Below are 23,935 nucleotides of genomic sequence, written 5' to 3' on the forward strand. Positions count from 1 at the left end.
TCCGCCTCTCAGTCGCCGCCGGGGGCACGGGAGTTGCCGTACCGCTCCGCCAGTTCGGCCGCGGTCCGGGCGATCCTCGACCGCAGTTCGTCCGGGGCCAGCACCTCGATGGCCGTGCCCAGGCGCAGGAACTCGGCGTGGGCGTGGTCGACGGACTCGATGGGGACCGTGGCGCGGGTCCAGCCGTCGTCGTCCGTACGTCCGTCGCGCCGTACGGCCTCCCCCGCCGGGCCGGTGAGCGTCGTTCCCGGGGCCAGCCGCACCACGGCCTCCCCGCGGTGCAGCCGGTCGTGGAAGCCGCGCTGGTACGCCGCCCAGTACGCGGCCAGGTCGAAGTTCTCGGGACGGGTGAACTCCTCGCCCAGGATGGAGAGTTCGAGGATCTGGTCGACCCGGTAGGTTCGTGGTCCGGGCCCGGCCACGACGTACCAGCGGCCCGCCTTCAGCACCAGCCCGTACGGCTCCAGACGGCGCTCGACGTCGGTGGGCTCGCGCCAGCGGCGGTACCGGACGTGCAGCACGCGGCTGCTCCAGACGGCGTCCGCGACGGCCGGGAGGTGAGGGGTGTCGTCGGCGTCCGCGTACCAGCCGGGGGCGTCCAGGTGGAAGCGGCCGCTGATCCGGTCGGCGTGCGCGCGCAGCTCCACCGGCAGGGCGGCGCGCACCTTGAGCTGGGCGGCAGCGAGCACGGAGCCGAGACCGAGCTGGGCGGCCGGGCCGGGGGCGCCCGCGAGGAAGAGGGCCTCGGCCTCGTCGGCGGTGAGGCCCGTCAGACGTGTGCGGTAGCCGTCGAGCAGGCGGTAGCCGCCGGCGTGGCCCGCGTCGCCGTACAGCGGAACCCCGGCGGCACCGAGGGCCTCCACGTCCCGGTAGACGGTACGGACCGAGACCTCCAGTTCCTCGGCGAGCTGCGCGGCGGTCATCCGGCCGCGGGTCTGGAGCAGCAGGAGGATCGAGACGAGCCGGCTGGACTTCACTGACACATGATGTCGCCTGACCTGGCCGCGTATGGGCTGGTGGGAGAGTTGCCCTGGGAAGTCCTTCACCTCCCGCTAGCCCTACTTGGCTTGAGTTAGCCTGAGTTAGCCTTGGTCGGCAAGATCGTTCTCCCGTCCGTCTCCCATGGGAAAGCCGAGCGGCCCCCGGCGCACCGGGGGCCGCTCCTTGGACCAGGGTGGGGGCTGACCACCCGGGGAGGCGGACGTGACCCCCACCCTGGCCACCCTGTTTTAACGCGTGCAGCATGCATGCGTCACGAGATAATCGTTCACTCGTTCGAGTGATTTTACCTTTTCTTGACTGGGCGCCTGAGACCGCCCACCCATCGCCGAGGGGGTACTCGCGACGGATGGACGGCCTGTCCGACACGGGCTGGCGCCGGCCGCCCGTGCCGGGCTCGCGAGGGGGGTGGCTGCTCACGCTTCAGTAAGCGCGTTCTGTTTCGTGCGTGTTACAGATTGTTCACGTATCAACCAACGCGCTCCGCTGACCTGCTCTTCGACTACCCGCCCTAGATCGAAAAATGTACAGCCGACGATACAGACTCAAGATCACTTAGGGGCAAGCGTGGGCGGGTGCCATCCGCCCTACCCCCCGACCGGATCCTGCAGCGCCGCCGCGAGGTCGGCGACCGGATCCGCGCCGCCCGCTTACACGCCAACCTCACGCAGGAGAAACTCGCAGAACTCGCGGGCATGGACCGCCAGACCATCAACCGCATCGAGCAGGCCCACGCCAGCCCCAAGCTGGACAACCTCTTCCGCATCGCCGACGCCCTCCATGTGCCGCTCTCCGACCTCGTCGAGTGAGGGCCCGCCGCCGGTGACGGGGCTGTCCCGGCGGCGGGCCCGCGGCCGCGCGCAACGGGGCGTCGGGGCGACCGCCTTCCGCTACCAGCGTCGGCGCGAGCCGGTAGCGGGGGCCGGGGCAGTCTGCTGCTGGGTCCGCCGACACGGCTGCCGGTGCCGGTAGATGGTGACGCCGGCCCCGGTGGCGCCGTCGACGCTGGTCTCGTCGTAGTCGTCACCGGCGCGGAGTGGCATGTCGCAGCGTGCGCAGATCATGAGGTGACTCCCGATGTGTCGGTCTTCGCGGTACGTCGTGGTCGCTCCGGGCAGCGCGGCCCGCATTCGTACACCTCGACGTCGAGGCCATGGGCGCCGATACCGCCTTGGGAGACGCCGGCGCTGACCCCGCCGGCCTGTAGGGAGGCGTTGCACCAGCAGCAGTTCCAGCCCGAGTACTGGCCGTATGTCAGCTCGGTGGGCGGCGGCGGCGCGGGGCGGCTCATAGCGTGCCCTCGGATGCGAGGCGGCGCAGGGCGGCGCGGTCGGCGCACGGTGTGTTGCGGAGGCAGGCGCGGCAGTTCGCGACGTGGATGCGGTACACGCGGTCCGCCAATCCCCGGGCGCACGAGTCGCAGCCACGGGGGAACACGGTCACGCCGCCGGGCCCGGGCCGCTCGCCGAGGTCGACGGCCGTCTCGATCGTGAGGCGAGTCTGGCACCACACGCAGGCCGCGCCCCGGGCCTGTAACGCCGACAACCTGGACACCCTGGGGAGCGGTAGCAGGGCAAGCGCGGTGGTCTCTGCGCTGCTGCTGGCGCGTGTCTCCCCTGGCACGAGGGCCTCCACGGTTGCGGTGATCCGTCTCACATGACGACCGTAGGACGCGGTACAACAGAGGTGGGCACGCAAAGTGCGTGCCTTGGTTCGGGGGCGCCCCATGGACACTTCAGGCATCGGCCGCCGCATCGCCCATTGGCGTGACCGGCGCGGGTACACACAGACCGACTTCGGTCAGCTCATGGGGCAGACCAAGCGGTGGGTGCAAGACATCGAAGGCGGGAAGCGCCAGCAGGATCCGCGCCTGTCAGTGTTGGTGCGCGCGGCCGAAGTCCTGCGCGTCCCCCTGGAGCAACTCTTGTCCGACACCCCACCCCCGCCCACGGCTGGCAGCCGCCCGCCCGCCGAGGCGCTCACCGTCATCGACGCCCTGTACGCCCCGAGCGGCGGAGACGACCCGCCCGCAGTGGCCGTCCTGCAACGCCGACTCGTCTACTGCTGCGAGGCGTTCCAGGCCTGCCACTACGCGACGCTCGCACGGGAGCTTCCTGCCCTGATCGGCGGTGCCGAGCAGGCCGCGCATGCTGCGGCCGTTGGTGAAGAGTCGGAAGCGCAGGCCCTGCTGTCCCGGGTCTACCAGCTCGTCACGTCGTACCTTCACAAGTACGGGTCGGCGACGGCGATCCAGGCCGCGCTCGCCGCTGACCGCGCGCTCGCTGCTGCCGAACGGTCCGGTGACCCCGTACAGATGGGGGCCGCGTCGAGGCGGGTAGCGAAGAGCCTCGTGTACCAGGAGCGGCCGGATGCTGCGGTCGCCTTCGCGACGACCGCAGCCCGCCGTCTGTCCGCTGACCTCACCGGCCGTGGGTCGCTCGGCTTGTCCACCCTCGGCATGCTCTACCTGTCCGCGGCCCTCGCAGCCTCGTCGCAGGACCGCACCACCGCCCGAGTCCGCGCGGCAACCGACTACGTCGACGAGGCCGAAGACGTGGCCAAGCGGCAAGGCGGGGACCTCGACGAGGACTACACCATGTTCGGGCCGACCAACGTCGCGCTGCACCGGATGGACATGCTGATCCGGTTCGAGGACGGCTGGTCAGCGCTCGAAGCCGCGGACGACCTCGACCCCGGGGCTCTGGCAGGGATGTCGAGGGAGCGGCAGGCCGGGCACCGGGTTTCAAAGGCACGCGCTTCGCTCTTGACACGGCGCAAGGACGACGCTGCGAAGGCGCTCATTGAAGCCGAGGAACTGGCGCCCGAGGAAGTGCGGCGGCGGCCGGACACGGTGAATCTCGTGAAGGACGTGGTCGGGGCGACCGTGAACCCAGGGGCGGACTTGCGTGGACTGGCCGAGCGTTGTGGACTCCGCGCATGACGAAGCCGGTTCTGTACCTGATCGCCTGCGCCGCGGGCCCCACTCAGTTCATCGACGAAGGCGTGCGCGCTGCCCAAGCAGACGGCTGGGACGTGTGCTTGATCCTCACCCCGTCCGCCGCGACCTGGTGGGAGCCGCGCATGCAGGAGCTCGTCGAGCTCACCGGCCACCCAGTGCGGTCGCGGTACAAGCTGCCGTGGGAGAAGGACGCCCTGCCGAAGGCAGACGCCATGCTGGTGGCGCCGATGTCGTGCACCACCTTGAACAAGTGGGGCGCCGGCATCTCGGACACCGTGGCGATCGGCATCCCGTCGGAGGCGGTCCATATGGGCGTGCCGGTGGTGGCAATGCCGTACTTCAACCAGGCGCAGGGCGCGCAGCCGGCGGTGGCTCGGTCGATTGCTGTGCTGCGGGAGCAGGGGGTCGTTGTCCTCGACGGGCCGGATGGGTATGAGTCGCACCCGCCGAAGCAGGGCGATCCGAAGGCTTTCCCGTGGGAGAAGGCGATCGCTGGGGTGCGGCGCCGGATTGAGGTCTGATCGCACGGGGCGCCGCTACGCTGGTCGCATGTCCCCCGATCTTGTGACCGCTGGTGCTGTGCGCTCGGCTGCCGAGCTGAACCAGGCGATCCGCGCGCTGTGGTCGCATCCGGCGGTGCCGCTCACGGACGGGCAGCGGGCAGAGTACGCGCAGCTCCTGGCCGAGCTGCGGCAGGTCGAGCGTGGGGACGTGACGGCGGCCGCGTGAAGGCCGTGTGACTGGCGGGCGTAGGATCCCGCCGTGGCTGACTTCGACTTCCCCGACGACCTGATCGAGCTGGAACGTTCCGCCTGGGAGGCGATCCAGGCCGGTAACCTCACCGTCGAGCAGGCGACCGCCGTGCAGGCGGGTGTCACCGCCTTCGCGGCAGCGGCCGGGGTCAGCAGGTATACGGCGGAGATGGCGCTGAAGAAGGCCGTCAGGCACGCCGAGCCCGAGGAGTAGCCGCACACGGCAGAGGGCCCCGCCCGCCGTAGCGGACGAGGCCCCGTGCGGCCGGTCAGTCGAGGATGTGCGCGAGGTACCAGACCGCGAACCCCGTCCACCCCACCGCGAACGCCACGGCACCCGCCTTGGTGTGCACCCGGAACCAGCGGCGCGTCGACTCCGACAAGGTGTCGCCCACCCTGGCGTTGCGCAGCGCGTACACCTCGAACGCCGCGCCCGCCAGGATCAGACCGCCCCACACCGCGTCCGCCGGATTCACCGGCCCGCCGCCTGCCAGAGCGCCACACCCAGCGAACCAGCAGCGACCAGCACCGCGATACTCGGCAGTGGCCAGCGGTTCTTCTCGATCGCGTCGAGCCGCGCCTCGTGATCGTCCAACTTCTTGTCCGTCTGCTCACTGCGCTGGACGAGAAGAGCGAGCTGCCCATCCACCCTGATGAACCCCGACTCGCAGGTCCCCCTCAGCCGCTCCAACTCCAGCGCCACGGACACCTCCGGCGTCGTCACTCTCTCACCGCCGTGTCACCGCCGTCGGTCCGCAGCCACGACGGCAGCAGCCCCTGCACGCTCGGCAGCGCCATCACCCGCGCGAACCCGCCGGCGACGGCGAGCGCGCCCGCCACCCACGGCAGCGACTCCGGCACACCCGACGCCGCGACGATCCCTGGCAGGGCCACCGCGACACCCACCGTCGTCTGAAGCACAGTGCGCGCGGTCGTCTTCGTCGAATCCTTCGGCATGATCAAGCTCCCTTCTTCTCCAGCGCGGTCACGCGCTTCTCCAGCGAGGACAGACGGTCCTCGACACTCGGTACGGGCGTCGGCTTCGGCACGGGAGGCTTCGGCGCCGGCGGCTTCACCACGCCCGGCGACCACGACGCCGCGTGCCTCAGCCGCTCGGCGACACGGCTGCGCAGCTTGCCCATGTCCACACCCGCCGGATCCGGCTTGCCCGGCTGCCACTCCTTGTGGGCGATGACCGACTCGGCGTGCCATCCGTGGGCGCGGCAGAGAGCGGCTGAGACCCGCACCATCGCTTCGATCTGGGCAGCGGGCCAGTCCTGGCCGCCGCCCGTGTTGATGGCTTCGAAGCCGTAGAAGTGCCGGTTTCCGTCGGTGTTCGCCTCGTTGTCGATCGGCAGCTTCGTCTCCGCTACGACAGCGGCGAGGACGTCGTCGTCGCCGGATCCGGCGTGGTTGGCGCGGCCGTAGCCGACGAGGTGCACGGTGCCGGAGCGGTCGATGACGCCGTGGCACAGCGGGCCGGGCAGCCCGGAGTAGCCCTTCCGGCACAGCTCGACCATGCCCTTCTCCGTGGAGTACGGGCCGGTGTGGTGCTGCATGATGCCGTTGACCGGGCCCCACGGGCCGCGGCTGTTGCGGTTGTGGGTCTCCCAGTCGCCGACCTCGACAACCTTCACGCCCTCAGCGCGAAGTGCGGCGGCAAACCGGGCGGCGGTCAGTGGTGTGGCCATGCCAGTCCTCCTACAGGTACGTGGTCGTGGTGGAGAAGCGGACGAGCTCCGTCGACACGCTGTCGTCGCCGTTCTGCAACAGGGCACGCAGCCCGGCCAGGACGGTGTCCACCGACTGCTCCGGCAGCGGCCCGCCCGCGCCCTCCTGGATCTGGAGCGTCACCGTGAAGCCGGTCTCGTTCCGTCCGTTCGCGGTGAGCCGGTAGTGCGGATAGGTCAGTTCAGCCATGAGGGGCCTCCTAGGCGAGTCGGGTAACGCGCATGAGCGAGCCGGCACCCACCCGGCAGGCGTCCGCGCTGGACGTGTCCTGCGCCCACTGGAGGGCGAGCGTCCCCGCGCTACTGCCGGTCGTGACGGTGCTGCACTCCTTGGCCAGGATCAGGTTGGTGGAGGACTGGCGGTCGCCGTAGAACACGGTCGTCGTGTAGGCGTGCACACCCCACCGGCCGACACCCGCCGGGGTCGTGTCAGACACCGTGGACGCCATACCGAGCGCGCTGCGGTTCCCGGTGACGCCGGACGGCACCGTCCAGGCAGTACGGATTCCGGTCGAGCCGACTGATGCGGCGTACCAGAGCTCAATCTCGACGAAGTAGCGGGCGTTGGCTTCGAGGGTGGTGGTGAGGTCGGGGTCGTCGGCCAGCGTGGTTGTCGATGAGCGGTCCGTGCTCGTCAACTTTTGGATCATGTCGGGGAGCATCGACGACAGCAGAGTGCCGGTGATGCGCTGGCCCGCGTAGATCGACGGGTACCGGGACACGCGAGCCTCCTACAGGGACGTGTATGCGGGGTGAGCCAGCGCCACCGCGGCGCCGGCAGTGTGGGTTTTCGAGACGCCGTTCACGCTGCGGGTGACGGTGTACGTCTGCGGGTTGACGAGGTCGAGCTGGTCGTAGCGAACCTCCGGGTTGACGTTGCTGTTGGAGCTGGCGGAGATCGACCGAAGCCCGATGAAGGCGGAGGTAGTCAACGCCGTGTCGGTGGTCTCCGCCTGCCACACGCCCGGCTCCAAGCCCGCCGCCGGCCACGCCTTCGCGCGGAGCGTGCTCCCGGAGACCTGGAAGCGCATCCGCATGAACGTGCCCGCGGTGTAGGTGCCGGAAAGCGTGTACGACACCAGCTCAGTTTCGACCGCCGCGACGCGCTTGCGGATGGTCAGCGTCATCGTCCCCGTGGTGTTGAACGCGATCCGCGCGGTGTAGAGGTTGTCGCTGTCGGTGTACCGGCCGGCGAGTCCGCCGGACAGAAATCCACCCGTGGCAGTCGCGGACGGGGTGAGGCTGACGTACGCGTCGAAGTCCGCGTACGGGAAGTCCACGAGCGTACGGCGGGAAGCGTTCACCGTAGCGAGCCGATGCGCCCCATACCCGCCCGTGACGTTGTAGTCAGCCGCCGTGCCTCCACCCGTCGACCACGTCTGCCCCGAATCGGCGGTCCCCCACGACGAGGCCGCGGTCCGGCCGAACTGGTCGTACAGCCACGACGACGACGTCCGCGTGACCCGCACCGCCCACACGTAGTAGACGTCCGACGAGGCCGGGGTGCCGCTGTGGTGCGCCCGCACCACAGCGCGAGACGCCAACGCCGGCGCGGTGAAGGTCTGCTCCAGGTACGTCCATACGCCAGCTGAGACTGCCGAGGCAGAACCGAAACTGCTGGACAGAAACGTGCCAGCACTGTCATGCCAGTTCACGGCCGGCCGTAGCTCGGACCAGCCGCCCGGGCTGTACACCCACATGCTTGCGGTGTACTGGGCGCCGGGGGTGATGCTGTCGACGGCGGTCTGGGTGCACAGGGCTCCGCCTACGGCGGCCACTCCGTTGGGGGTGACGAGTAGCGATGCCGCCGCACGCGGGTGGGGGTTCACTACGGTCGTGGCGTGGGCGATCGTGCAGGACTGTGCCGTCCAGCCAGTTGTGTCCGTGTCGAAGAACGCGTTCGAGTTGAGCAGGCCGCCAGGTGCGGTGACGGTCATGACCTCCCCGCCGATCCGCCAGTCGAACGGCGTGTCGCGCACGTTGGGGGTCCACACGGGGCCCGTCGTGGTGAGCACGTCGACGTCCGTCTCGGACGTGGTGAGGGCCTCGGCGAGCTGGGAGCCGTCCGTGTCGACCCACTGGAACTCGCGCTCGACAGAGGCCGTCGAGGCGTCACCCGCCCACGCCACGTCCCACGGGCCGAAGGGCGTGCAGTTGAAGTCGAGCGTCCAAGTGAACTGGTCGAGGACCTCGCTGTAGCCCTGGGCCATGAGCTCGATCAGGTCGGGCGGCAGCCACGACGGTGGGTTGGCGATGTCCATGCGGTCGCCGATGTCGACTGACGTGGCAGCCTCGATCATGTGCGGCGCGGCTGCCAGGTTCAGCCTCACGACCGGGTAGCGGGTCTCGTCCCAGGTGCCGAGGTGGAGGAGCCATCCGGCGTGGTCACCGGTCTGCGCGTCCTCGTACAGGCTCCGCGTCTGCGAGTCGTCGTACCGGCCGACACCGTCCGGCGGGACCTGCGTCGACAGGGCGCCCTCGTCCAGGGTGCGGCGCGTCGACGAGCCGCCAGTGCGTTGCACGGTGCGGTCGTTGCGGACGGCTTGATCGTCGTCTACCGGGTCCAGCGGGGTGACGAGTCCGTCGTCGCCGGTGTAGTCGAGGACCATGGCCGGGGCCTGGCTGTACATGCTGGGCCGGTCCCGGAACCGGAAGGCGGGATACCAGTCGCGGGACTCGTGCAGGATGCCCTCGTCGGCGTCCGCCGCCTCTCGCATCAGGTCGAGGAGCGGTGACAGGCCCTGGACGCCCATCTGCTCCTCGCTGATGCTGGCGGAGAAGCAGGGGGTGAGCTCCTCGGTGCCGAGCCGGTAGAGGCGCGCGGAGGTGACCTCACCGTCCCAGCCGATCATCGCGCCGATCGTGTTCGTGTACGCCGTGTTGCTGGACGCGACCGCGAGATGCCCGAGCGCTGTGCCGTTCAGCAGCCCGTTGAAGCCGAACCTGCACTCGGTGGCTGCGCCTATCGTGTTCGCCGCCAGAGTGGTGGCCACGCCATCGCTGACGATCCTGTTCAGGCTGGACTCGTCGACGTAGAACACGTACAGCGTCGCGTCGACGTTCGCGCCGTTCTGGGTCAGCTCGACGCCGATCTGCACGTTCTTCCCGTTGATCGCTACCGGGTCGAACCCGGTCGCCAGGATCTGCGTGCCGTCGGAGTCGTACGCCCTCAGGTCCAAATCCCCAGCCGCGTTGATCCACACGGCCCACGTGCGGGCCGAACCCGTCGTGACGATCGTGAACAGGCGATCGGTGCTCGTCACCCCAGCCGCCGGGACCGCAGCGAAGAACCGCGTGAAGATGTAGTTCGTCGCCGTGTACGGCGCGATGGCCACCCGCGTCGTCCCGAACGAGTACGTCGGCAGCGGAGCCGACGCGGCCCAGCCCGAGTACGCCGCCGGCGTCACGCCGCCCGAGGATGGGATCGTCATGGCGGGCTGGCCGTCCATGCCGGACGCGAAGCGGGTGGCGCCGCTCTCGTCTTCCATGGGCCAGTAGGAGACGATGCCTGACCTGCTGGCGTTGGTGAACTCGCGGTACATGGGCGACCGCACCGGCGAGGCGCCTTGGGACAGGCGGCGCATGATGCCGGAGGCTTCGACGTGGGTGACGACGTCGTGTTTCGTCTCCCAGCGGGTGTTCCACGCGGACACCTCGCCCACGAAGCGCGTTCTGCGGTTCGTGATCTGGGCGTTGCCGTTCATCGTCCACGTGCGGCCCGCCGAATCGGCGAAGCTCACGGTGCCGACCGCCTGTGCGGTGAAGTCCGGCGCGGCGACGACCGTGCCGTTGATGCCGTTGCGGACCTCGGCGGCGTGGCAGCGGCCCAGCGGCAGGTTGAACGTGAACGACGTGGCGTTGCCGATCCGCAGGTTCGCCGTGCTGTTGAAGATCGATGTGGTGCCCGACTGCGTGACAGGGTCGCCGACCTGAACCCACGGGCCGTCGATCGTCGGCGCCGTGTAGAAGCGCACGGTGTTCCCGCCCGAGCCGTTGTCCACGTCCAGGGTCACCCGCAGCGCCATCCGGCCGCCCGGCCCCGGGATCACCGGGGCGATCGTCGACGATGCCGACAGGCTGTTCGTGCCGTCCGCCGACCACTCGAAGAACAGGCGCCCACTACGAGTCCCGACGAACCACGACTTCTGTCCGGTGAAGCCGAATTTGCCGATCATCTCGACTGTCGCGCCGCTGGTGACCGGCGCCAGCCAGTTCGCCAGCGACATGTCGAGCCGCACGTCCAGGTCCCCGGTGACATCCAGCGCTGCCGCATCAGGCGTCTCGGCGTAGTCGCCCGTGCTGGCGCCCGGCAGATCCAGGTACGTCTCCCCGGTCATCACGCTGACCCGCACCGCGGTGTTGCGCCCGATCTGCCCGTAGTACGGGCCGTTGGGGTTGCGGGGCGTGTAGCGGCCGTCGTTGTTGTCGAGCGTGAACGTACAGGTGGACGTGTCGACCTGCTGGCCCCAGTCGGAGCGGCCGCGGCGGATACGGATCTGCTGCTCTGCGCGCACGTCCGCCGTGACGTCCGTCCACGTTGAGCCCAGCCGCAACTCCGCCTTGATCGGCAGCGGAGTCTCCGGAAACACCATCAGCCCGCCCCCTGCCCAAGCGCCCGCTGCACGTTGCCACCGCGGCTCGCGACTTCCCTGCGGAACGGATCGAAGATCTGCTGCGCCAGCACCCTGCCGTCGAGCGTGATCGTCTGATGCACGACGATCGGCTGTACCGAACCACCGGCCGGCGTCGGCGCGTACCGAGCGCCGCCGCTACGGGGGGTGTTGAGCATGGACGTCCATGCCTGTTGCTGCATGCGGCGGGTGTCCGGTCCGGAGTACACGCGCGACCCGAACGGCAGGCGGACGAGCTCGGGCTCGTGCTCGCCGACGAGAGTCCACGAGCCGCGCGCCCCGCCGGATGCGGCGCCGATGATGCCGCCCGACGCCTTCTTCCCGAAGCCCTTCTCGATGGCCTTCTCCATCGCCGCGGCGAGCTTGTCCATCGAGCTGGCGAGTTTCGACTGCTGCACCGTCAGGGACTTGACGAGCCGGTCCTGCATGGCGATGGCGCCCTTGTACACCGCGTCCGACGCCGTCTTGCCCGATGCCGTGGCCGCGCTGTTGATCTGCCCCTGAAGGCTGTTCATGCTCTTGATCTCCGACTTCGACGCGCCCAGCAACGCCCCCGCCGTCTCCAGGCCGCCCCCGTCGATGCCGGCCTCCGCGATCTGCTGGATCAGCGACGAGGAGAGGCCCTTCTTCTTCAGGTCGGCCAACGCCTTCGAGAACGAGGTGGCCTTGTCCCTGCTCGCGGTGAGCCCGCCCATGATCGAGGCAACGGTGACCGGGCCGTCGCCCTGGCGTTTGGTGATGTTCGCCGAGTTCAGCACCCCGGACTTCACGGAGTCGGCGAGCTGGCTCGCGGCCTGCTTCAGCGAGTTGAGCTTGTCCCGGGCTCCTTCCAGGGACTTGGTGACGCTGCCGAGGGCCTTCTCGTAGTTGAGGAGCTTCTTGCCGGTCTGGTCCAGCACGCGCAGCAGCGCCTTCTCCTGCCCGCCGTGCGTCGCTTTCATGATGATCGTGCGCCACTGGTTCAGGGAGTCGATCAGCGACCGCATCGAGTCGGGGTTGCCGAGCCCAGACCGGAACTCGGAGCGCTGGTGCCCGGCCATGCGGCCGAAGTGGCTGATGGTCAGATCGCCCCGGGCGGAACTACGAGCCTGCGCCTCCGCCTTCGTCACGCCGCCCCGCGCGAGCCCTGGCAGCTTCAGCTGGTTGTTGTTGATGGCCTCCAGGAGCGGCAGGTACCGCCTGGTTGAGGCGGCGTTCACCACGAACTCGGTGTTCGAAACACGAGCCATCGCGCCCGAGTCGAACATCGCAACGATGCTGTCCGAAGTCCCGGAGCCCGGACCGCTGATGAGACCCTCAGGCCCGTACTGCACCTCGCCGCCACCGGCGAGGCGCTGCATGGGCAGCTTCGACAGCAGGCCGCCGCTGGCCGCGTTAGGGCCACGGCCGCCCTTGCCCGTGTAGATCGTGCGGTGCTCGGTCGTCAGCGTGATCCGCTTGGAGTGCAAGGCCTGCACCGCTGCGTAGGCGGCCCGTGCCTTCGGGCTGATCCCATCGGTTGCCGACAGGCCGATCGACTTGCCCTTGAGTTCGGCGACCTTCTTCTTCGCCGCATCAACCTTGGCTTGAAGATCCTTGATCAGGGCCTTCAGTTCCGCGCGCTTCTCCGGCGGAACAGACTTCATCTGCTCCTTCGCGATCCTGATCTGGGCTTCCCAGTTGCTGATGTTCAGCTTCAGCTTCCCCTGGGACAGCTTCTCGGTGGCCACCGAGGCGAACTCGTTTGCTTTCTCCTGCGCAGTCCCGAGTGACTTGCGGAAGCCAGAGGCGAATTCGTCGAACGCCGCGTTCGCAGTCTTCATCTGATCGCCGATGCCAGGCATCCACCCGAACGCCTTGGCCGCGCCCGACACGATGCCGTCCAGCGCAGTGAGAACCCCTGACGTCATCAGGCGGAACCCGGCGACGAGCAGCGGCAGCGCGTTGACGCCGATCATGACCATGTCCACCACGCCCTGCGCGATCGCGACGAACGCGTTACGGATGGCGCCCTCGTTCTCCTTCACCCAGTTGGACAAGCCCCGGAAGCCGTTCCCGAGCTGCGACGTGTCGATGCCAACCACGGACATCAACGCCTCGAACAGGGACCCGCCGACAACACTCGCGAGCTCGCCCATCACCTCCGTGCCGATCGCCGCGACATCGTTCATCGCCCGGAACGCGTCCGCCATCAGCCCGGCAAACGGCTCCAGCAGCTCCATCACAACCTCGAAGCCGCTGCCGAGCGTGTTGAGCGCAGCACCTGTCGCTTCGAGCATCTCGCCAATCAGCGGACCGAACGCCTCAGTGAACGAACCAGCGACCTTGCCCAGGACTGGAAGCAGCCCATCGTTGATGAACGACGCCAACCCGCTGAGCAACGCCGACGAGCCGCCGATGCCCTGCTCCAGCCCGTCGAACATCTTCGGGAGCCCGGTGTCGAGGAACCCGCCGAGGAGGGAGTCCCACGCGTCCAGCGCCGGCTGGGACTTGGCGCCGAACTCCAGGAAGCTCTGGGTGAACCGGCCGATGCTGCCGGCGAAGTCCTCGAACCACTGGCTGCCCATCTTTACGTTGGTCAGCAGTGCGGACTGGAACGCCGGACTGTCGGCGAAGCGGGACGCCTTCTCGATGATCCGGCCGAAGGAATCGGCCCCGGTCTCGATGACCGGGTTCAAGTCCTTCATGGCCCCTTGGAGGCTCTTCACGGCCTTCTCGGTATGGGGGGCGACCGCTTTCTCCGCGACGTCCCGCCACTCCTCGAACGGCTTCTTGAGCTCCTTGGCCTTGGCCTTCAGGTCGTCGAGCGCGAGCGCGCCGCCGCCGACGACCGCCGTCATGCCCATCAGCATGGGAGCGAGCGCCCCGATCGTCGGCAGCAGCGTCGTGCCCAGCGCGGCGGCCGCGGCGATTGCCTGCCCCCGCAGCCCCATTCCGCCGCCGAGTGACTGGCCGGCGTCGGAGGCCGCGTTGGAGACGTTGCCGAGTTGCCCGCCGACGATGCGCAGCGAGCCGCCCATCTGGTTGGCCTGGCGTTGCAGTTGGTGGAGGTTGCGGGAGACGGAGTGGAAACCAGGCCCGGTGAGGTCCCGGACGTGCACGGTGATCGTCACATCATCAGCCATCCGGGGCCCCTTCCTCGATCGGTGTGTCAGGTGTGCCGAGCCGCTCGATTGCTATGAGCCGCATCAGCTCGGTGTCCTCTTCCATCAGCGAGGACAGGGTGTAGCCGGGGAACCGCTCCAAGATCCCGAGTAGGTACCGGGCGCGGGTCAGCTCGCCAGGCTCTCCGACAGTGCTTCCATCGGGATGGACTCCACCGGGGACGGCTCGCCAGAGGGCGAGCTCTGCGGCAAAGGGTCCGCGTCGTGGACCCCCACGATCGACTGGATCCAGGCGGTCTTCAGGGCGGTGAGGAGGCCGGTGTCGACCTGGCGCATGCCTTCGGGGGTGGCCGGGATGGGTTGGCCGTCGTCGTCTTCGAGGTTCCAGTCGACGAGGCGCTTGCCGAACTCGGCCATGGCGTTGTCGTCTTCGCTCTTGACGACGTCCTCCCACTCGCCGTAGCTCATGCGGCGGACGCGTGCTTCGGCGCCGTGGTGCTCGTGGCCCTCCGCGAAGACGATGCGGACGGCGCGGGGTGTGCCCTTGTAGCCCATGGGTGGCTCCTCTCAGGCCCAGGTGGGGACGGTGCCGTCGGCGAGGGAGCCGGGCGCGGACCAGGTGAGTTCGCCGCTGTCGGAGCGGGTGAGCTGGTAGTCGGAGAAGAGCATCTCCATAGCGAGCGTGACGCCGTTGATGGTGTTCGTGCAGGTCCGCGCCACGCTCGTGCTGGGCACGGTCTTGAACACGTCGTGCTGCCGGTTCGCCGACGGGTTGTGCACGCCGTTGTACGTGACGGACCCGTCAGCAAGCAGCAGCAGCCGCTCGTTCGCCGACTTGTCCACGCCGGTGACGTCCTGCACGCCACGAGGCGTGGACATCTGCCAGTTGGTGATGTCGTTACGGATGTCGCGCGCGGTCCCGCCCGCATCGTCCACAGAGAGTGTCGTCTGGCCGAGGCCGGTGCTCTTTGCCATGAGAGGTCATCCCTTCTTGATCTCGTCGGCGAGCGCCTGCTGGTGCTCGGCGAAGTCCTCAACCCAGTTGTCAGCCCGCTGATGCAGCCGGGCCTTCGTCCCGCGCGGGTTACCGCGGTGATCCCCGTCGCGCACCAGATACAGCGGCGGCTTGCCGAGCGGCGCCCGGTGCGTGGCCGCCTTGAAGCACGGCTGGCCGGCGTCGTACACCAGCCAGGTCTCGCCCTCGGCGACGCGCTGCTCGCGGTACCGGTAGGGCACCTGGCGGCCGTTGACCGTGACCCGCGCGGTCTTGGCCGTGTGCAGCAGGTCGGGGGTGAGGTTCTCGACTCGGACCTGCCAGCCGTTCAGGTAGTGCTCGCAGCCGACTTCGGCGCACGTGGCCTGCCGCATGTGCGTGGAGATCGGGGAGACGATCGCGTAGGTCTTGTAGGCGTGCGCGGGCATGAGCGGGTCGATGCGGAAGAGGTTGACGTTAGAACTGGACATCGGCCACCTCGTTCTTGATGAAGTTCACGGCGAACGCCAGCGACGAGAACCCGCCCGTGGTGACGGTGACCGCGCGGACGTAGCGGCGGATCGTGGCCGTGTTGCTGATCGAGATGCGTTCCGACGTCGGCCCGGCCGTGATCTGCGTGAACGCCAGCCCGGTCACGTCGGCGAACGTGCTGTTGTCCGCTGAGTCCTGGATCTTCACCGTGGCGTCCGTGCCGGTGAACGAGAACACCTGGAGGTAGGCCTGGCCGCCGAAGTCCGCCGACGCCGTGGTGTCGATGCCCGTCCCGTTGGCGGCCGCCGTGTCGGTGCGGACGCCGGCGGTGAGTTGGCGGCCCCACTCGATGCCGTAGCCGTTGGCCTGGGCTGAGACGGTGAAGGTGATCATTCCGTCGTCGCCGCGCTGAGGGTCGTAGCCGACCTGCTTGCCGACGAGCGACGCGGCCGGGCTCCCGAGCGTCGTGCCCCGGCAGTACGTGAGGATCACGTCGGCGCGGGGCAGCGCGGACAGCTTCTCGTGCGTCGCGCCGTCCACAGAGTCCGTGTTGAAGAAGGTGGTCATTTCGAGCGCGCCGTCGCGGAGGCCGCCCTTGCGCTCGAACGCGCTCTTGTCGATGCCGGTCATGACGAGCAGCGCGGGGCCGCCGCCGATCCGGCCGAGCTGCTGGATGTCGCCGGAGGCGTTGTACCCGGCGATGTACAGGTTGTCGCCCAGGCCGCTTTCCTTGGCCACTATGCCTCCTGGTTCCAGAGATCGTTGACGATGAGCGGCAGGGTGATGGTCATGACCCGGTACTCCGCCCCGCCCTCGGAGAGGTAGCCGGCCCGGGCGGACAGCGGGTCGCCGTAGGTGCCGAGGAGGTCGACTTGGCGGACGAGGCCGCCGAGGGCGAAGTCGCCGGAGTAGGCGGCCATGAGGGCGTCGAGGGCGGTCATGAGGTCGGGGTCGATCGCGTCGACCGGCTGCTGCACGAGCGACGAGTAGAGACGCACGTACAGGGCGAGCCGGGACGAGGTCGAGTTGAGGCCGGAGCCGCCGCGCGCCGGGCCGATCTGCTCCACCCACACCGCGGCGGTGATCCCGCTGGTGGGCGGGCTCTTGGGTTCGTGGCCGTTGACGTCGGCGAAGTAGCCGGACGCCAGGGCGTGCGACTCCACCGCGCTGAGGATCGTACGGATGTCCAGGGCCATCTACAGCAGCCCCCTCGACCGGTAGCGGGCCAGCAGTTCGCGGGCGATCTGCGGCGCTTTGCGGTCCAGCAGCGGCTTGGTGCGGCGGAACGTGAAGTAGCCGGGGAACCTTGTGACAGGCGAGTTGCGGGAGCCGGTGCCCTCCAGCCATGGCCCGTACACGATGCGTCCGCCGTCGTGCACCATGTACCGGCCGCCCGACGTCCTGTCGACGCTGATCTTCGACTGGTAGTAGCCGGTGGGGTGCCGCAGCACCTGCCGCAGTCGTTGGTGCACCATCCGCTCGCCCTCAAGCGCGACCTGGTACTCGACGTCGTCGGCGTAGTCGTGCAGGGCACGCCCGGCACGACCGGTGGCCCACGGGCCGGAAGCGTGGGAGTTGACGCGTACGTCGAAGCCAGGCATCTCAGACCCCCCTGTGTCGGGCCTTGCGGCCGTGCGCTGCGTAGACCTGCTCGCGTAGCGACGGGAGGTCGCGGGCGACGAGGCCTTGGTCGTTGCTGGAGAGGCCGCCGCTGGCACGCTTCGTACGGACGTAACCGGCCTGCTCGTTCGTCATCCGGTTCAGGGCCTCAGCGATGGTGAGGTCGCGGACCAGGCCGGGCGGGTCCCAACGCACCACGCTCGCGCCACTGGAGTGCGTCGCCGCGGTGGTGCCGAGCGCGCCACGGGTCACCGTGAGGGTGCGGGGGGCATAGATGGTGGCGCCGGTCGTGTGCGCGGCGAGGACGCTGCCGCCGTCCGACCGTTCGACGATGAGGCTGGTTCCGGCAATGTCGGTGATGAGCATGCGCTCGGCGCCGACGAGGATGGTCTCGTCGACCGCGAAGCCGGACGCGTCGGAGACGGTGATGGTGACGGCGTTCTTCTGCGCCGCGAGGTCGGCGGCGAGGGTCTGCCCGGTGCTGGCCATGGTGCGGCTGGTGACGAGCATCCGCTCGGTGTCGACACGGAGTACGGAGCCGACGCCGAGCTCGGCGGACGCCGCGCCGGTGACGGTGACCGTTGTGGCGGTCGTCGAGGCGACGGCGGCCGTGAGGGTGCCGACGGTGGTCTCTGCGAGGGGGCAGCCTGCCCACAACCCGGTCATGCCGACGTCGCGCTGGTGCGTGCTGCCACCGCCGAGCGCCGCGCTGCTGCCCAGGTTGATCTCTACCCGGTTGTACGGGGGCCCGGATCGGTTCGGCTCCAGCAGGACGTCGGCCAGGTTGATGGCGACCCCACCGGAGGTGATGGAGGTGAGGGAGATGAGCTCCGAGTCGTCCAGCCAGATACGCCATGACGGCCGGTACTGCGAGTCCGGCCAGTTGAAGTACCGGGTGGCTACCGTCGGGTAGAACACGCGGTGGCACAGGCTGTCGATGTCGCGGCTGGAGGACTGCAGGGCACGGTCGATCTGCCGGGCGCTCTTCGCCGACGGCTGCGCGTCGATCGCGCGCATCACGTCCTCACGCGTCGCGTACGCCGGGGGCTGGGTCATCTCTCGTCACCTCCTCTCGTGGTCTCGTGCAGTTGGTCAGGGCCGGCCGTGGATGGAGAAGCTGACGCCGGTGAAGGACGGTGTGGTGCCGCCGAGGGTCCAGCGGATGCGGCCTCGGTTGGTGAGGACGTATCCGTTGTTGATCACGCCGTAGGTGAAGCCCGCCGTAGTCAGCAGCGCCCCGCCGATCGAGGTCGCCGACGACGTCTGCACCCACGTGGTGCCTGTCGCGTCGAGGACATCGAAGAACACCGCCAGGGTCGGGCTGGTGCCGGTCGGAGCGTTCGCCACGGTCACGATCAGCAGGCCGTTACTGATCCGCGAGACGTCGATCGCCCCGGTCAGCCCGCTCGTCGCGTTCGTGACACCCGCGTCCACGTGGTTCGAGGAGCTGTTCAGGGTCAAGCCCTCGGCCTTGAACAGCTCCGTGTTCCGGAAGGCGCTCACGCCTCGCCTCCAGCGTCAGCGTCCGTCTCGGGGCCACTGGTAGCCGTCGAACCGGCAGTGGAGGACTCCGCCTCCGTCCGGGCCTGCTTCGAGCGGCTCCCCACAGTGCGGGCACGCGACGGGCGGCGCTTCTCGCTCTTGCCGGGCGAGGTCGGCTCCTTCTCGGAGGATGTCTCGGAGCTGCTCGAAGCTGATGGCTGCTCACTCCCCTCCACGGCGGCGGGTGCCGCCTGCTCGTCGGCAGCCGCGTTGGACGGACCGCCGTGCACGGTGATCTTCGCCATGACCTGCTCTCCCTCCTCCACGTGGTCCCGAGATCCGCACCAGGGGCACCGGGGCAGACCCACCGCGAAGCGGGTCGTGCACCCGGTGCAGTACCTGAGTGCCATCAGCTGAGCGGCGCCGCGAGCTTGGCCGGCGCCCGCTCGACCATGAGGTCACGGAGCAGGTAGACGACGGCGCCGAGCTGCGCGTTGGTGCCGACGTCGGCGACGTCGAGGCTGATGTAGTCGTAGCCGTCGGAGAGGGAGCGGCCGTCGACCTCGATCGCGATGATCTGCTGCTCCTCCGCCGAGGTTCCGGCGCCGCCGGGGTCGGCGATCGTCGCGGCGACGGCCTGGGTCTTCTTCACCCACTGCTCGTCACCGTCGAGGGTCGCCTCGGCCTTGAGGTAGTAGTGGTCGATGCACGCCAGGTTCGCGGTCGTCCCGGCCGAAGCGGCGGTGTGCTGCTTCAGGGTGATCGTCGGGTCGTCACCGGCGGTGCCGGCGCCCTTGACGACGAGGATCGTGCAGCCGCCCGCGTTCCTGAGGGAGACGCGCTTGCCGGTGACGGCAGCGGCGGAGAGGTCGACGGGCGCGGCGCCGATGCTGACGTCGAAGAGCCGGCCGAGTGCTTCCATGGCCATGGAGGTGTGTCCTTCCTGGGGTTGGGAGATGTCCTGGCCCGGGGGTCAGGAGGTCTCGGCCTTCAGCTCGACGAACGGGGACAGGGTGTTGCCGCCGTTCTGGGGGGTGATCGGGGACTTCAGCCAGGGGCGGCCGTCGACGCGCTGGATGATGCGGAACGTGGTCTTGTCCGAGCCGAACTGGTAGTCCGTGGACGAGTCGGCGGTCATGGTCTGCCGGTCACCGACGAGGTAGTAGCCCAGGTCGGTGAAGGCGAGGTCGCCGCGGGAGCCGAGGGTGCCGCCCTTCTCGGTGATGATCAGCGGACGGCCGAAGAGGGTCATCGGGTGCGGCGACGCGGCGTTGACGACGAACACGCTGTTGCCGCCGGTGCCGACCGACATGGCCATCTGGAGGAGCTGCGGCAGCGCGTCGGGGGCGCAGGTCCACACGGCGCGCGACAGGGAGCTCGGAAGCATCCTCGCGTACATGTTGACCACGTCCGCGTAGTTGATCTCGTTGGAGGTGGCGCGAGGCACGGCGATCGCGGCGTCGTTCTGCGCGCCACGGAAGCCCATCGGCTCGCCGACACCGGTGCCGGTCATGAACTTCGCGTCCTCTTCGAACGCCAGGGCCTGCGGCCACAGCCGCTCCAGCAGCCCCATGAAGCTGATGATGCTGTCCTGAAGCAGCTCGTTCGGGACCGCGGAGAGCCCGGTCAGCTTCTTCGCGTCCAGCTCGATGCGCCCGAACTGCGGGTTCGAGTCGGTGAGCGCGGCGCCCTCCTCGCCCCAGTAGGTGACCATGCCGCCGAAGACGGACCCGGAGTTGGTCGTGCTGTCGATCATCGGGAACGGCACGCGGGCCGAGTCCATCGGGATGACCGTCGCCAGCGGCCGGACGATCGCCATCTCCAGCGCGATCTCCAGCAGCTGCGACCGCAGCACCTCCGGCACCAGGAACCCGCCGTCCGCCGGCGACACCGACGAGGCGGCGTTGCGGAGCTCGGACAGCTTGGCCGCGTCAGCGCGGGTGTTCTTGTGCCAGATGTTCCGGACGTAGTCGATGCCGTCCGCGAACAGCTTGTCGACCACCGCGCCCGGCGCGGCCGCGTTGTGCGCGGTGCCCTGCCGGTGCGACGTCAGCATGTTCGCCCGGCCGGCACGCCCGTTCTGCGGGTCGAGGTTGAGCCTCTTGACCTGGCTGGTGTCCTGGTCGTGGTCGCGGAGGAAGTTCGCGAGCTCGCGCTGGAGCTCGGTCTTCACCAGGTTGTTCAGCTCGGTGCCGTCGCCCTGCTGCTTCTGGGTGTAGGCGGTGATGAACTCGGTCAGGGTCTGCGGCGTCTCGACGACGGGAGCCGCCTTGGCCGGGTCCTGGAGCATCTCCGCCAGCTCGGCGGCGTTGCTCGGGATCGTGGGGGTTGCCATGCTGCCTCCTTCAGGCTGCTTCCGTCGCCGAGCTGGCCGCCGACGTGCTTCGGGTGAGGTGGGCCACGGCTGCGGCCCACGGGTCAGGCTTGGGCTGGGTCAGGTGGGCGACCGCAGCCGCCCACTCGTCCACGGGTTCGGCGGCGGGCGCCTCCGGCTCCGGCACAGCGGCCGGCTCTTCGGGGGCGGGTTCGACGGGCGTGGTCTCGGTGACCGGCTCGACGGGGGTGGTCGCCTCGACGGGCGGGGTCACGGCTGCGGCGAGCTGTGCGGCGATCTCCTCGCCGATCAGGCTGCGGATGTCCTCGGTCAGGGTGGGCTCGGCGGGCGGCTCTTCCCTCGGCAGCATTCCTCGGTAGCCGTAGGCGCTGATGTCGAAGACCTTCCGCATGTCCGGCTCGGTGTCCGGCTCCTGGCCCGGGCGCGCCGGGGTGGGTACGACTTCGTCGGCCAGGCCCGCCTCGACGGCGTCCTCGGGCAGGTACCAGGTCTCGGCGCGCATCCGGGCCCGCCACTCGTCGCGGGTGCCGCCAGCGCGCGCCGCGTAGGCGTCGGCGATGTTGTCCGAGATGAGGTCGAGGAGCTCTTCCATCTCGGCCATGTCCGCGGCGTTGCCCATGCAGACCCCGGACGCGTCGTGGATCATGAGGGTCGTGTTCGGCATCATCACGATGCGGTCGCCGGCCATCGCGATGACGGAGGCGATCGAGGCGGCGATGCCGTCGACCTGGATGGTGACGTCGGCCGACATGCCGCGGATGGCGTTGGCGATGGCCACGCCCTCGAACACCGACCCACCGGGCGAGTTGACGCGGACGCGGACCTTCGGCGCGCTGATGGCGCGGAGGTCGCGGATGAAGTCGTCTGCGGTGGCGCCCCACCATCCGCCGATCTCGTCGTACAGCATCACCTCGGCCTCGTCGCCGGACGAGTTGGTGATGCGGTACCAGGAGGTGGGCTCGACGCCGTGCTGGGCGCGCAGCTTGTCGGCCTGCTCCCGCTGCTTGGCGAGGAAGGTGGTGAGGTTGGCGGGCAGCGCGAGGCCCGGCATCCGGCTCATTCGTCGTCTCCCGTCTTGCGCCGCTTGACCACGCGGCACCTGCACTCGTTGCCGAACTCGGCGCCCGTGCAGTGCACGTAGCCCGAGCCGCCCGGGTAGTCCGTGTAGGCGGCCGCGCGGTTGCGGTAGAGCTGGCCGTCGTTGTCCCGGCACGGGTCGCAGGTGTTGTCGTCGATGACCGCGACCGCCTGCCACCGCATCGCCGCCTCGATGTCCTCGCCGGTGAGCCCGGCCACCGTCTCCGACCAGATGTCTGTCGGCTCGGGCGCGGGCTCGGCGCCCGTCTTCGCGAGGGCGCGGCCGCGGCGGGCGATCTGCGCCGGCGGCGGCACGTTGAGGTCGAGCCCGGCGCCCGCCCGGTTGAGGATGTCGCGGGCCTCTTCCCAGGTGATGCACACGTCGACGCCGAGGTAGATCGACTGGATCATGTCGCCGAGCTCGCGGGGGCTGATCGTCCCGTCCCCGCCGACCGCAGCCGACGTTTCCATCTCCGGCAGGCCGAGCGCCTCGCGGACGGACGCCGCCTCGAACCCAGCCTCAACGAGGGTCTTCGCCGCGGTGACCTTCGCGGTGAGTTCCTTCGCCTCGGCGTCCCGGTCCTCGGGCACGGGGTTCTCGTAGTCGAACTCCAGGCCTTGGCCAGTCGCTCCGTACAGCGGCAGCAGCCGGTGGTTCAGGGCGTCCTTGACGGCTTCGAGGTCGGGGACGACGAGCCACCGGGCGAACATGACCTCGCCGGCTTCGGCGTTGGCGCGGTTGACGTCGTCGACGGCGCCCGTCATCGGCTTGGGGAAGCCGAACGCTTCGCGGATGGTTTCGCGGCCGACGTTGCGGAGTTCGACGAACTGCATGTCGCGCTGGGTGTACTTGCGGTCGATCCACTTGCCGTGTTCGAGGATCGCTACGCGGTGGGCGTTGGCGACACCCTTGTGCTGCTCGTTCCAGCGCTCGCGGAGCTCGTCGAACTCGGTGTCGCCGAGGTGGGTGGGGACCTCGATGATGCCGCCCGGCTCGGCGCTGTTGAGGAAGAAGTTGCGGTTCCACTCGGCGGAGTAGCGCACCGCGTCAAGGTCGGTGAGGAGCGCCTGCACCGGGCCGATACCGCGGTAAGGGTCGGTGGGGTGCGGCGTCCGGATGAAGATCACGTCTTCCTTGCGGAGCGCGATCTGCTGCCCGTCCGGGCCGGTGTACATGTAGCCGGACAGGAACGACTCTGGGTCCGGCACGGGCCGCATCCGGTCCGGGCGCACCGGCCACAGTTCCAGCGGCAGGTTCACGCTCTCGTGCTGAGCGATCACCCACCACTGCTCACCGGTGAGCTGCTTGTGCTGCGCTCCGGCCTCGACGAACTCGGACTGCGTGTAGAAGGCGTTGGGCTTGTTCCACAGGTCCAGTGCGGCGTGGGAGGTGACCTCGGTCCGGTCTTCCTTCCGGCCGGACTTGGCCTTGCGGTACAGCTTCCACTCGACGCCGGCCTCGGCCTTGGCGGTGCGGTTGACGATGGCGAAGAGGGTGGAGACGGAGCCCATGGAGTCGAGCTGGGCGGTCATGCCGCGGCTGGCGCCGAACAGGCCGCGCGAGTAGGCGGCGGCTCGGGAGGCGAAGGGGACGGGCGTCGTGGTGGCCGTGCGCGCGGCGTTGGAGAGGGCGCCGAGGAGGGTTCTGGCCACTTACCCCTCCTCCGTGTCAGGTGCCGCCGTAGACCCGCCAGTTCAGGACGAAGCAGCCGAGGCCGGCAGCGACGAGACCAGCGATCAGGTGCCACACCATGGCGGCACCGGACAACAGAATGATCCCAGCCATGTCAAGCAGGATCGGC

Annotated in this window: 29 protein-coding genes; 5 read left to right on the forward strand and 24 right to left on the reverse strand. The window is 69.3% G+C overall.

Annotation, left to right across the window (positions count from 1 at the left end; genetic code table 11):
• Nucleotides 1-8: 8 nt before the first annotated feature.
• Complete coding sequence (locus MQE23_RS08280) at nucleotides 9-977, reverse strand: YafY family protein (RefSeq protein ID WP_243378698.1); 969 nt, start codon at nucleotides 975-977, stop codon at nucleotides 9-11.
• 597 nt (nucleotides 978-1,574) lie between these two features.
• Here MQE23_RS08280 and MQE23_RS08285 point away from each other — a divergent pair.
• Complete coding sequence (locus MQE23_RS08285; RefSeq protein ID WP_243378699.1) at nucleotides 1,575-1,808, forward strand: helix-turn-helix transcriptional regulator; 234 nt, start codon at nucleotides 1,575-1,577, stop codon at nucleotides 1,806-1,808.
• Between the two features lie 81 nt (nucleotides 1,809-1,889).
• Here MQE23_RS08285 and MQE23_RS08290 read toward each other — a convergent pair whose 3' ends face one another.
• Nucleotides 1,890-2,063, reverse strand: coding sequence for a hypothetical protein (locus MQE23_RS08290; protein ID WP_243378700.1), 174 nt, complete (start codon nucleotides 2,061-2,063; stop codon nucleotides 1,890-1,892).
• A complete protein-coding gene (locus tag MQE23_RS08295; protein WP_243378701.1) occupies nucleotides 2,060-2,290 on the reverse strand; it encodes a hypothetical protein in 231 nt (76 codons plus the stop codon). The genes MQE23_RS08290 and MQE23_RS08295 overlap by 4 nt, the downstream gene beginning before the upstream one ends.
• A 435-nt stretch (nucleotides 2,291-2,725) precedes the next feature.
• Here MQE23_RS08295 and MQE23_RS08300 point away from each other — a divergent pair, with 435 nt between their 5' ends.
• From MQE23_RS08300 to MQE23_RS08315, 4 genes are read left to right on the forward strand one after another with little or no spacing between them, the layout of a single operon-like run.
• Nucleotides 2,726-3,940: a helix-turn-helix transcriptional regulator gene (locus MQE23_RS08300; RefSeq protein ID WP_243378702.1), complete on the forward strand. Its 1,215-nt coding sequence runs from the start codon at nucleotides 2,726-2,728 to the stop codon at nucleotides 3,938-3,940.
• Nucleotides 3,937-4,479, forward strand: a complete 543-nt coding sequence (locus MQE23_RS08305) for a flavoprotein (RefSeq protein ID WP_243378703.1) — start codon at nucleotides 3,937-3,939, stop codon at nucleotides 4,477-4,479. The genes MQE23_RS08300 and MQE23_RS08305 overlap by 4 nt, the downstream gene beginning before the upstream one ends.
• A 28-nt stretch (nucleotides 4,480-4,507) precedes the next feature.
• Nucleotides 4,508-4,687, forward strand: a complete 180-nt coding sequence (locus MQE23_RS08310; RefSeq protein WP_243378704.1) for a hypothetical protein — start codon at nucleotides 4,508-4,510, stop codon at nucleotides 4,685-4,687.
• Between the two features lie 33 nt (nucleotides 4,688-4,720).
• Nucleotides 4,721-4,924: a hypothetical protein gene (locus tag MQE23_RS08315; protein WP_243378705.1), complete on the forward strand. Its 204-nt coding sequence runs from the start codon at nucleotides 4,721-4,723 to the stop codon at nucleotides 4,922-4,924.
• 55 nt (nucleotides 4,925-4,979) lie between these two features.
• On the opposite strand, the gene MQE23_RS08320 is transcribed toward MQE23_RS08315, so the two are convergent.
• From MQE23_RS08320 to MQE23_RS08420, 21 genes are all read right to left on the reverse strand, one after another.
• Nucleotides 4,980-5,186 (reverse strand): hypothetical protein, encoded by a 207-nt coding sequence (locus MQE23_RS08320; protein ID WP_243378706.1) that lies wholly within the window; start codon nucleotides 5,184-5,186, stop codon nucleotides 4,980-4,982.
• Complete coding sequence (locus tag MQE23_RS08325; RefSeq protein WP_243378707.1) at nucleotides 5,183-5,434, reverse strand: hypothetical protein; 252 nt, start codon at nucleotides 5,432-5,434, stop codon at nucleotides 5,183-5,185. The genes MQE23_RS08320 and MQE23_RS08325 overlap by 4 nt, the downstream gene beginning before the upstream one ends.
• The gene (locus MQE23_RS08330) at nucleotides 5,431-5,667 is read right to left on the reverse strand and encodes a hypothetical protein (RefSeq protein ID WP_243378708.1); all 237 of its coding nucleotides are present in this window, start codon (nucleotides 5,665-5,667) and stop codon (nucleotides 5,431-5,433) included. Before MQE23_RS08330 ends, MQE23_RS08325 begins: the two co-directional genes overlap by 4 nt.
• Nucleotides 5,668-5,669: 2 nt before the next feature.
• Nucleotides 5,670-6,401, reverse strand: coding sequence for an N-acetylmuramoyl-L-alanine amidase (locus MQE23_RS08335; RefSeq protein ID WP_243378709.1), 732 nt, complete (start codon nucleotides 6,399-6,401; stop codon nucleotides 5,670-5,672).
• Nucleotides 6,402-6,411: 10 nt separating this feature from the next.
• Nucleotides 6,412-6,630, reverse strand: coding sequence for a hypothetical protein (locus MQE23_RS08340; RefSeq protein WP_243378710.1), 219 nt, complete (start codon nucleotides 6,628-6,630; stop codon nucleotides 6,412-6,414).
• A 10-nt stretch (nucleotides 6,631-6,640) separates the two neighbouring features.
• Nucleotides 6,641-7,162 (reverse strand): hypothetical protein, encoded by a 522-nt coding sequence (locus tag MQE23_RS08345; RefSeq protein ID WP_243378711.1) that lies wholly within the window; start codon nucleotides 7,160-7,162, stop codon nucleotides 6,641-6,643.
• Nucleotides 7,163-7,171: 9 nt separating this feature from the next.
• Entirely contained in the window at nucleotides 7,172-11,032 is a 3,861-nt protein-coding gene (locus MQE23_RS08350) for a carbohydrate binding domain-containing protein (RefSeq protein WP_243378712.1), read from the reverse strand.
• Nucleotides 11,032-14,175: a hypothetical protein gene (locus tag MQE23_RS08355; RefSeq protein WP_243378713.1), complete on the reverse strand. Its 3,144-nt coding sequence runs from the start codon at nucleotides 14,173-14,175 to the stop codon at nucleotides 11,032-11,034. Before MQE23_RS08355 ends, MQE23_RS08350 begins: the two co-directional genes overlap by 1 nt.
• Nucleotides 14,176-14,322: 147 nt before the next feature.
• The gene (locus MQE23_RS08360; RefSeq protein ID WP_243378714.1) at nucleotides 14,323-14,709 is read right to left on the reverse strand and encodes a hypothetical protein; all 387 of its coding nucleotides are present in this window, start codon (nucleotides 14,707-14,709) and stop codon (nucleotides 14,323-14,325) included.
• 12 nt (nucleotides 14,710-14,721) lie between these two features.
• On the reverse strand, nucleotides 14,722-15,129 hold the full coding sequence (locus tag MQE23_RS08365) for a hypothetical protein (protein ID WP_243378715.1): 408 nt from the start codon (nucleotides 15,127-15,129) through the stop codon (nucleotides 14,722-14,724).
• Nucleotides 15,130-15,135: 6 nt separating this feature from the next.
• Nucleotides 15,136-15,618, reverse strand: coding sequence for a hypothetical protein (locus MQE23_RS08370; protein ID WP_243378716.1), 483 nt, complete (start codon nucleotides 15,616-15,618; stop codon nucleotides 15,136-15,138).
• Nucleotides 15,605-16,357 carry a hypothetical protein gene (locus MQE23_RS08375; RefSeq protein WP_243378717.1) on the reverse strand — a complete coding sequence of 251 codons (753 nt, stop codon included), beginning with the start codon at nucleotides 16,355-16,357 and terminating at the stop codon, nucleotides 15,605-15,607. Before MQE23_RS08375 ends, MQE23_RS08370 begins: the two co-directional genes overlap by 14 nt.
• Nucleotides 16,357-16,815, reverse strand: a complete 459-nt coding sequence (locus tag MQE23_RS08380; RefSeq protein WP_243378718.1) for a hypothetical protein — start codon at nucleotides 16,813-16,815, stop codon at nucleotides 16,357-16,359. The genes MQE23_RS08375 and MQE23_RS08380 overlap by 1 nt, the downstream gene beginning before the upstream one ends.
• Nucleotides 16,816-17,220 (reverse strand): hypothetical protein, encoded by a 405-nt coding sequence (locus tag MQE23_RS08385; RefSeq protein WP_243378719.1) that lies wholly within the window; start codon nucleotides 17,218-17,220, stop codon nucleotides 16,816-16,818.
• 1 nt (nucleotide 17,221) lies between these two features.
• Nucleotides 17,222-18,295, reverse strand: a complete 1,074-nt coding sequence (locus MQE23_RS08390; RefSeq protein ID WP_243378720.1) for a hypothetical protein — start codon at nucleotides 18,293-18,295, stop codon at nucleotides 17,222-17,224.
• A gap of 36 nt (nucleotides 18,296-18,331) precedes the next feature.
• Nucleotides 18,332-18,742, reverse strand: coding sequence for a hypothetical protein (locus MQE23_RS08395; RefSeq protein WP_243378721.1), 411 nt, complete (start codon nucleotides 18,740-18,742; stop codon nucleotides 18,332-18,334).
• The gene (locus MQE23_RS08400) at nucleotides 18,739-19,026 is read right to left on the reverse strand and encodes a hypothetical protein (RefSeq protein ID WP_243378722.1); all 288 of its coding nucleotides are present in this window, start codon (nucleotides 19,024-19,026) and stop codon (nucleotides 18,739-18,741) included. Before MQE23_RS08400 ends, MQE23_RS08395 begins: the two co-directional genes overlap by 4 nt.
• Nucleotides 19,027-19,130: 104 nt before the next feature.
• Nucleotides 19,131-19,649 carry a hypothetical protein gene (locus tag MQE23_RS08405; protein ID WP_243378723.1) on the reverse strand — a complete coding sequence of 173 codons (519 nt, stop codon included), beginning with the start codon at nucleotides 19,647-19,649 and terminating at the stop codon, nucleotides 19,131-19,133.
• A 45-nt stretch (nucleotides 19,650-19,694) separates the two neighbouring features.
• On the reverse strand, nucleotides 19,695-21,056 hold the full coding sequence (locus MQE23_RS08410) for a phage major capsid protein (protein ID WP_243378724.1): 1,362 nt from the start codon (nucleotides 21,054-21,056) through the stop codon (nucleotides 19,695-19,697).
• Nucleotides 21,057-21,066: 10 nt separating this feature from the next.
• Nucleotides 21,067-22,116: a head maturation protease, ClpP-related gene (locus MQE23_RS08415; RefSeq protein ID WP_243378725.1), complete on the reverse strand. Its 1,050-nt coding sequence runs from the start codon at nucleotides 22,114-22,116 to the stop codon at nucleotides 21,067-21,069.
• Nucleotides 22,113-23,786 carry a phage portal protein gene (locus tag MQE23_RS08420; protein WP_243378726.1) on the reverse strand — a complete coding sequence of 558 codons (1,674 nt, stop codon included), beginning with the start codon at nucleotides 23,784-23,786 and terminating at the stop codon, nucleotides 22,113-22,115. Before MQE23_RS08420 ends, MQE23_RS08415 begins: the two co-directional genes overlap by 4 nt.
• Nucleotides 23,787-23,935 lie beyond the last annotated feature (149 nt).

Source organism: Streptomyces sp. HP-A2021 (assembly GCF_022807935.1).
Classification (GTDB): domain Bacteria; phylum Actinomycetota; class Actinomycetes; order Streptomycetales; family Streptomycetaceae; genus Streptomyces; species Streptomyces afghaniensis.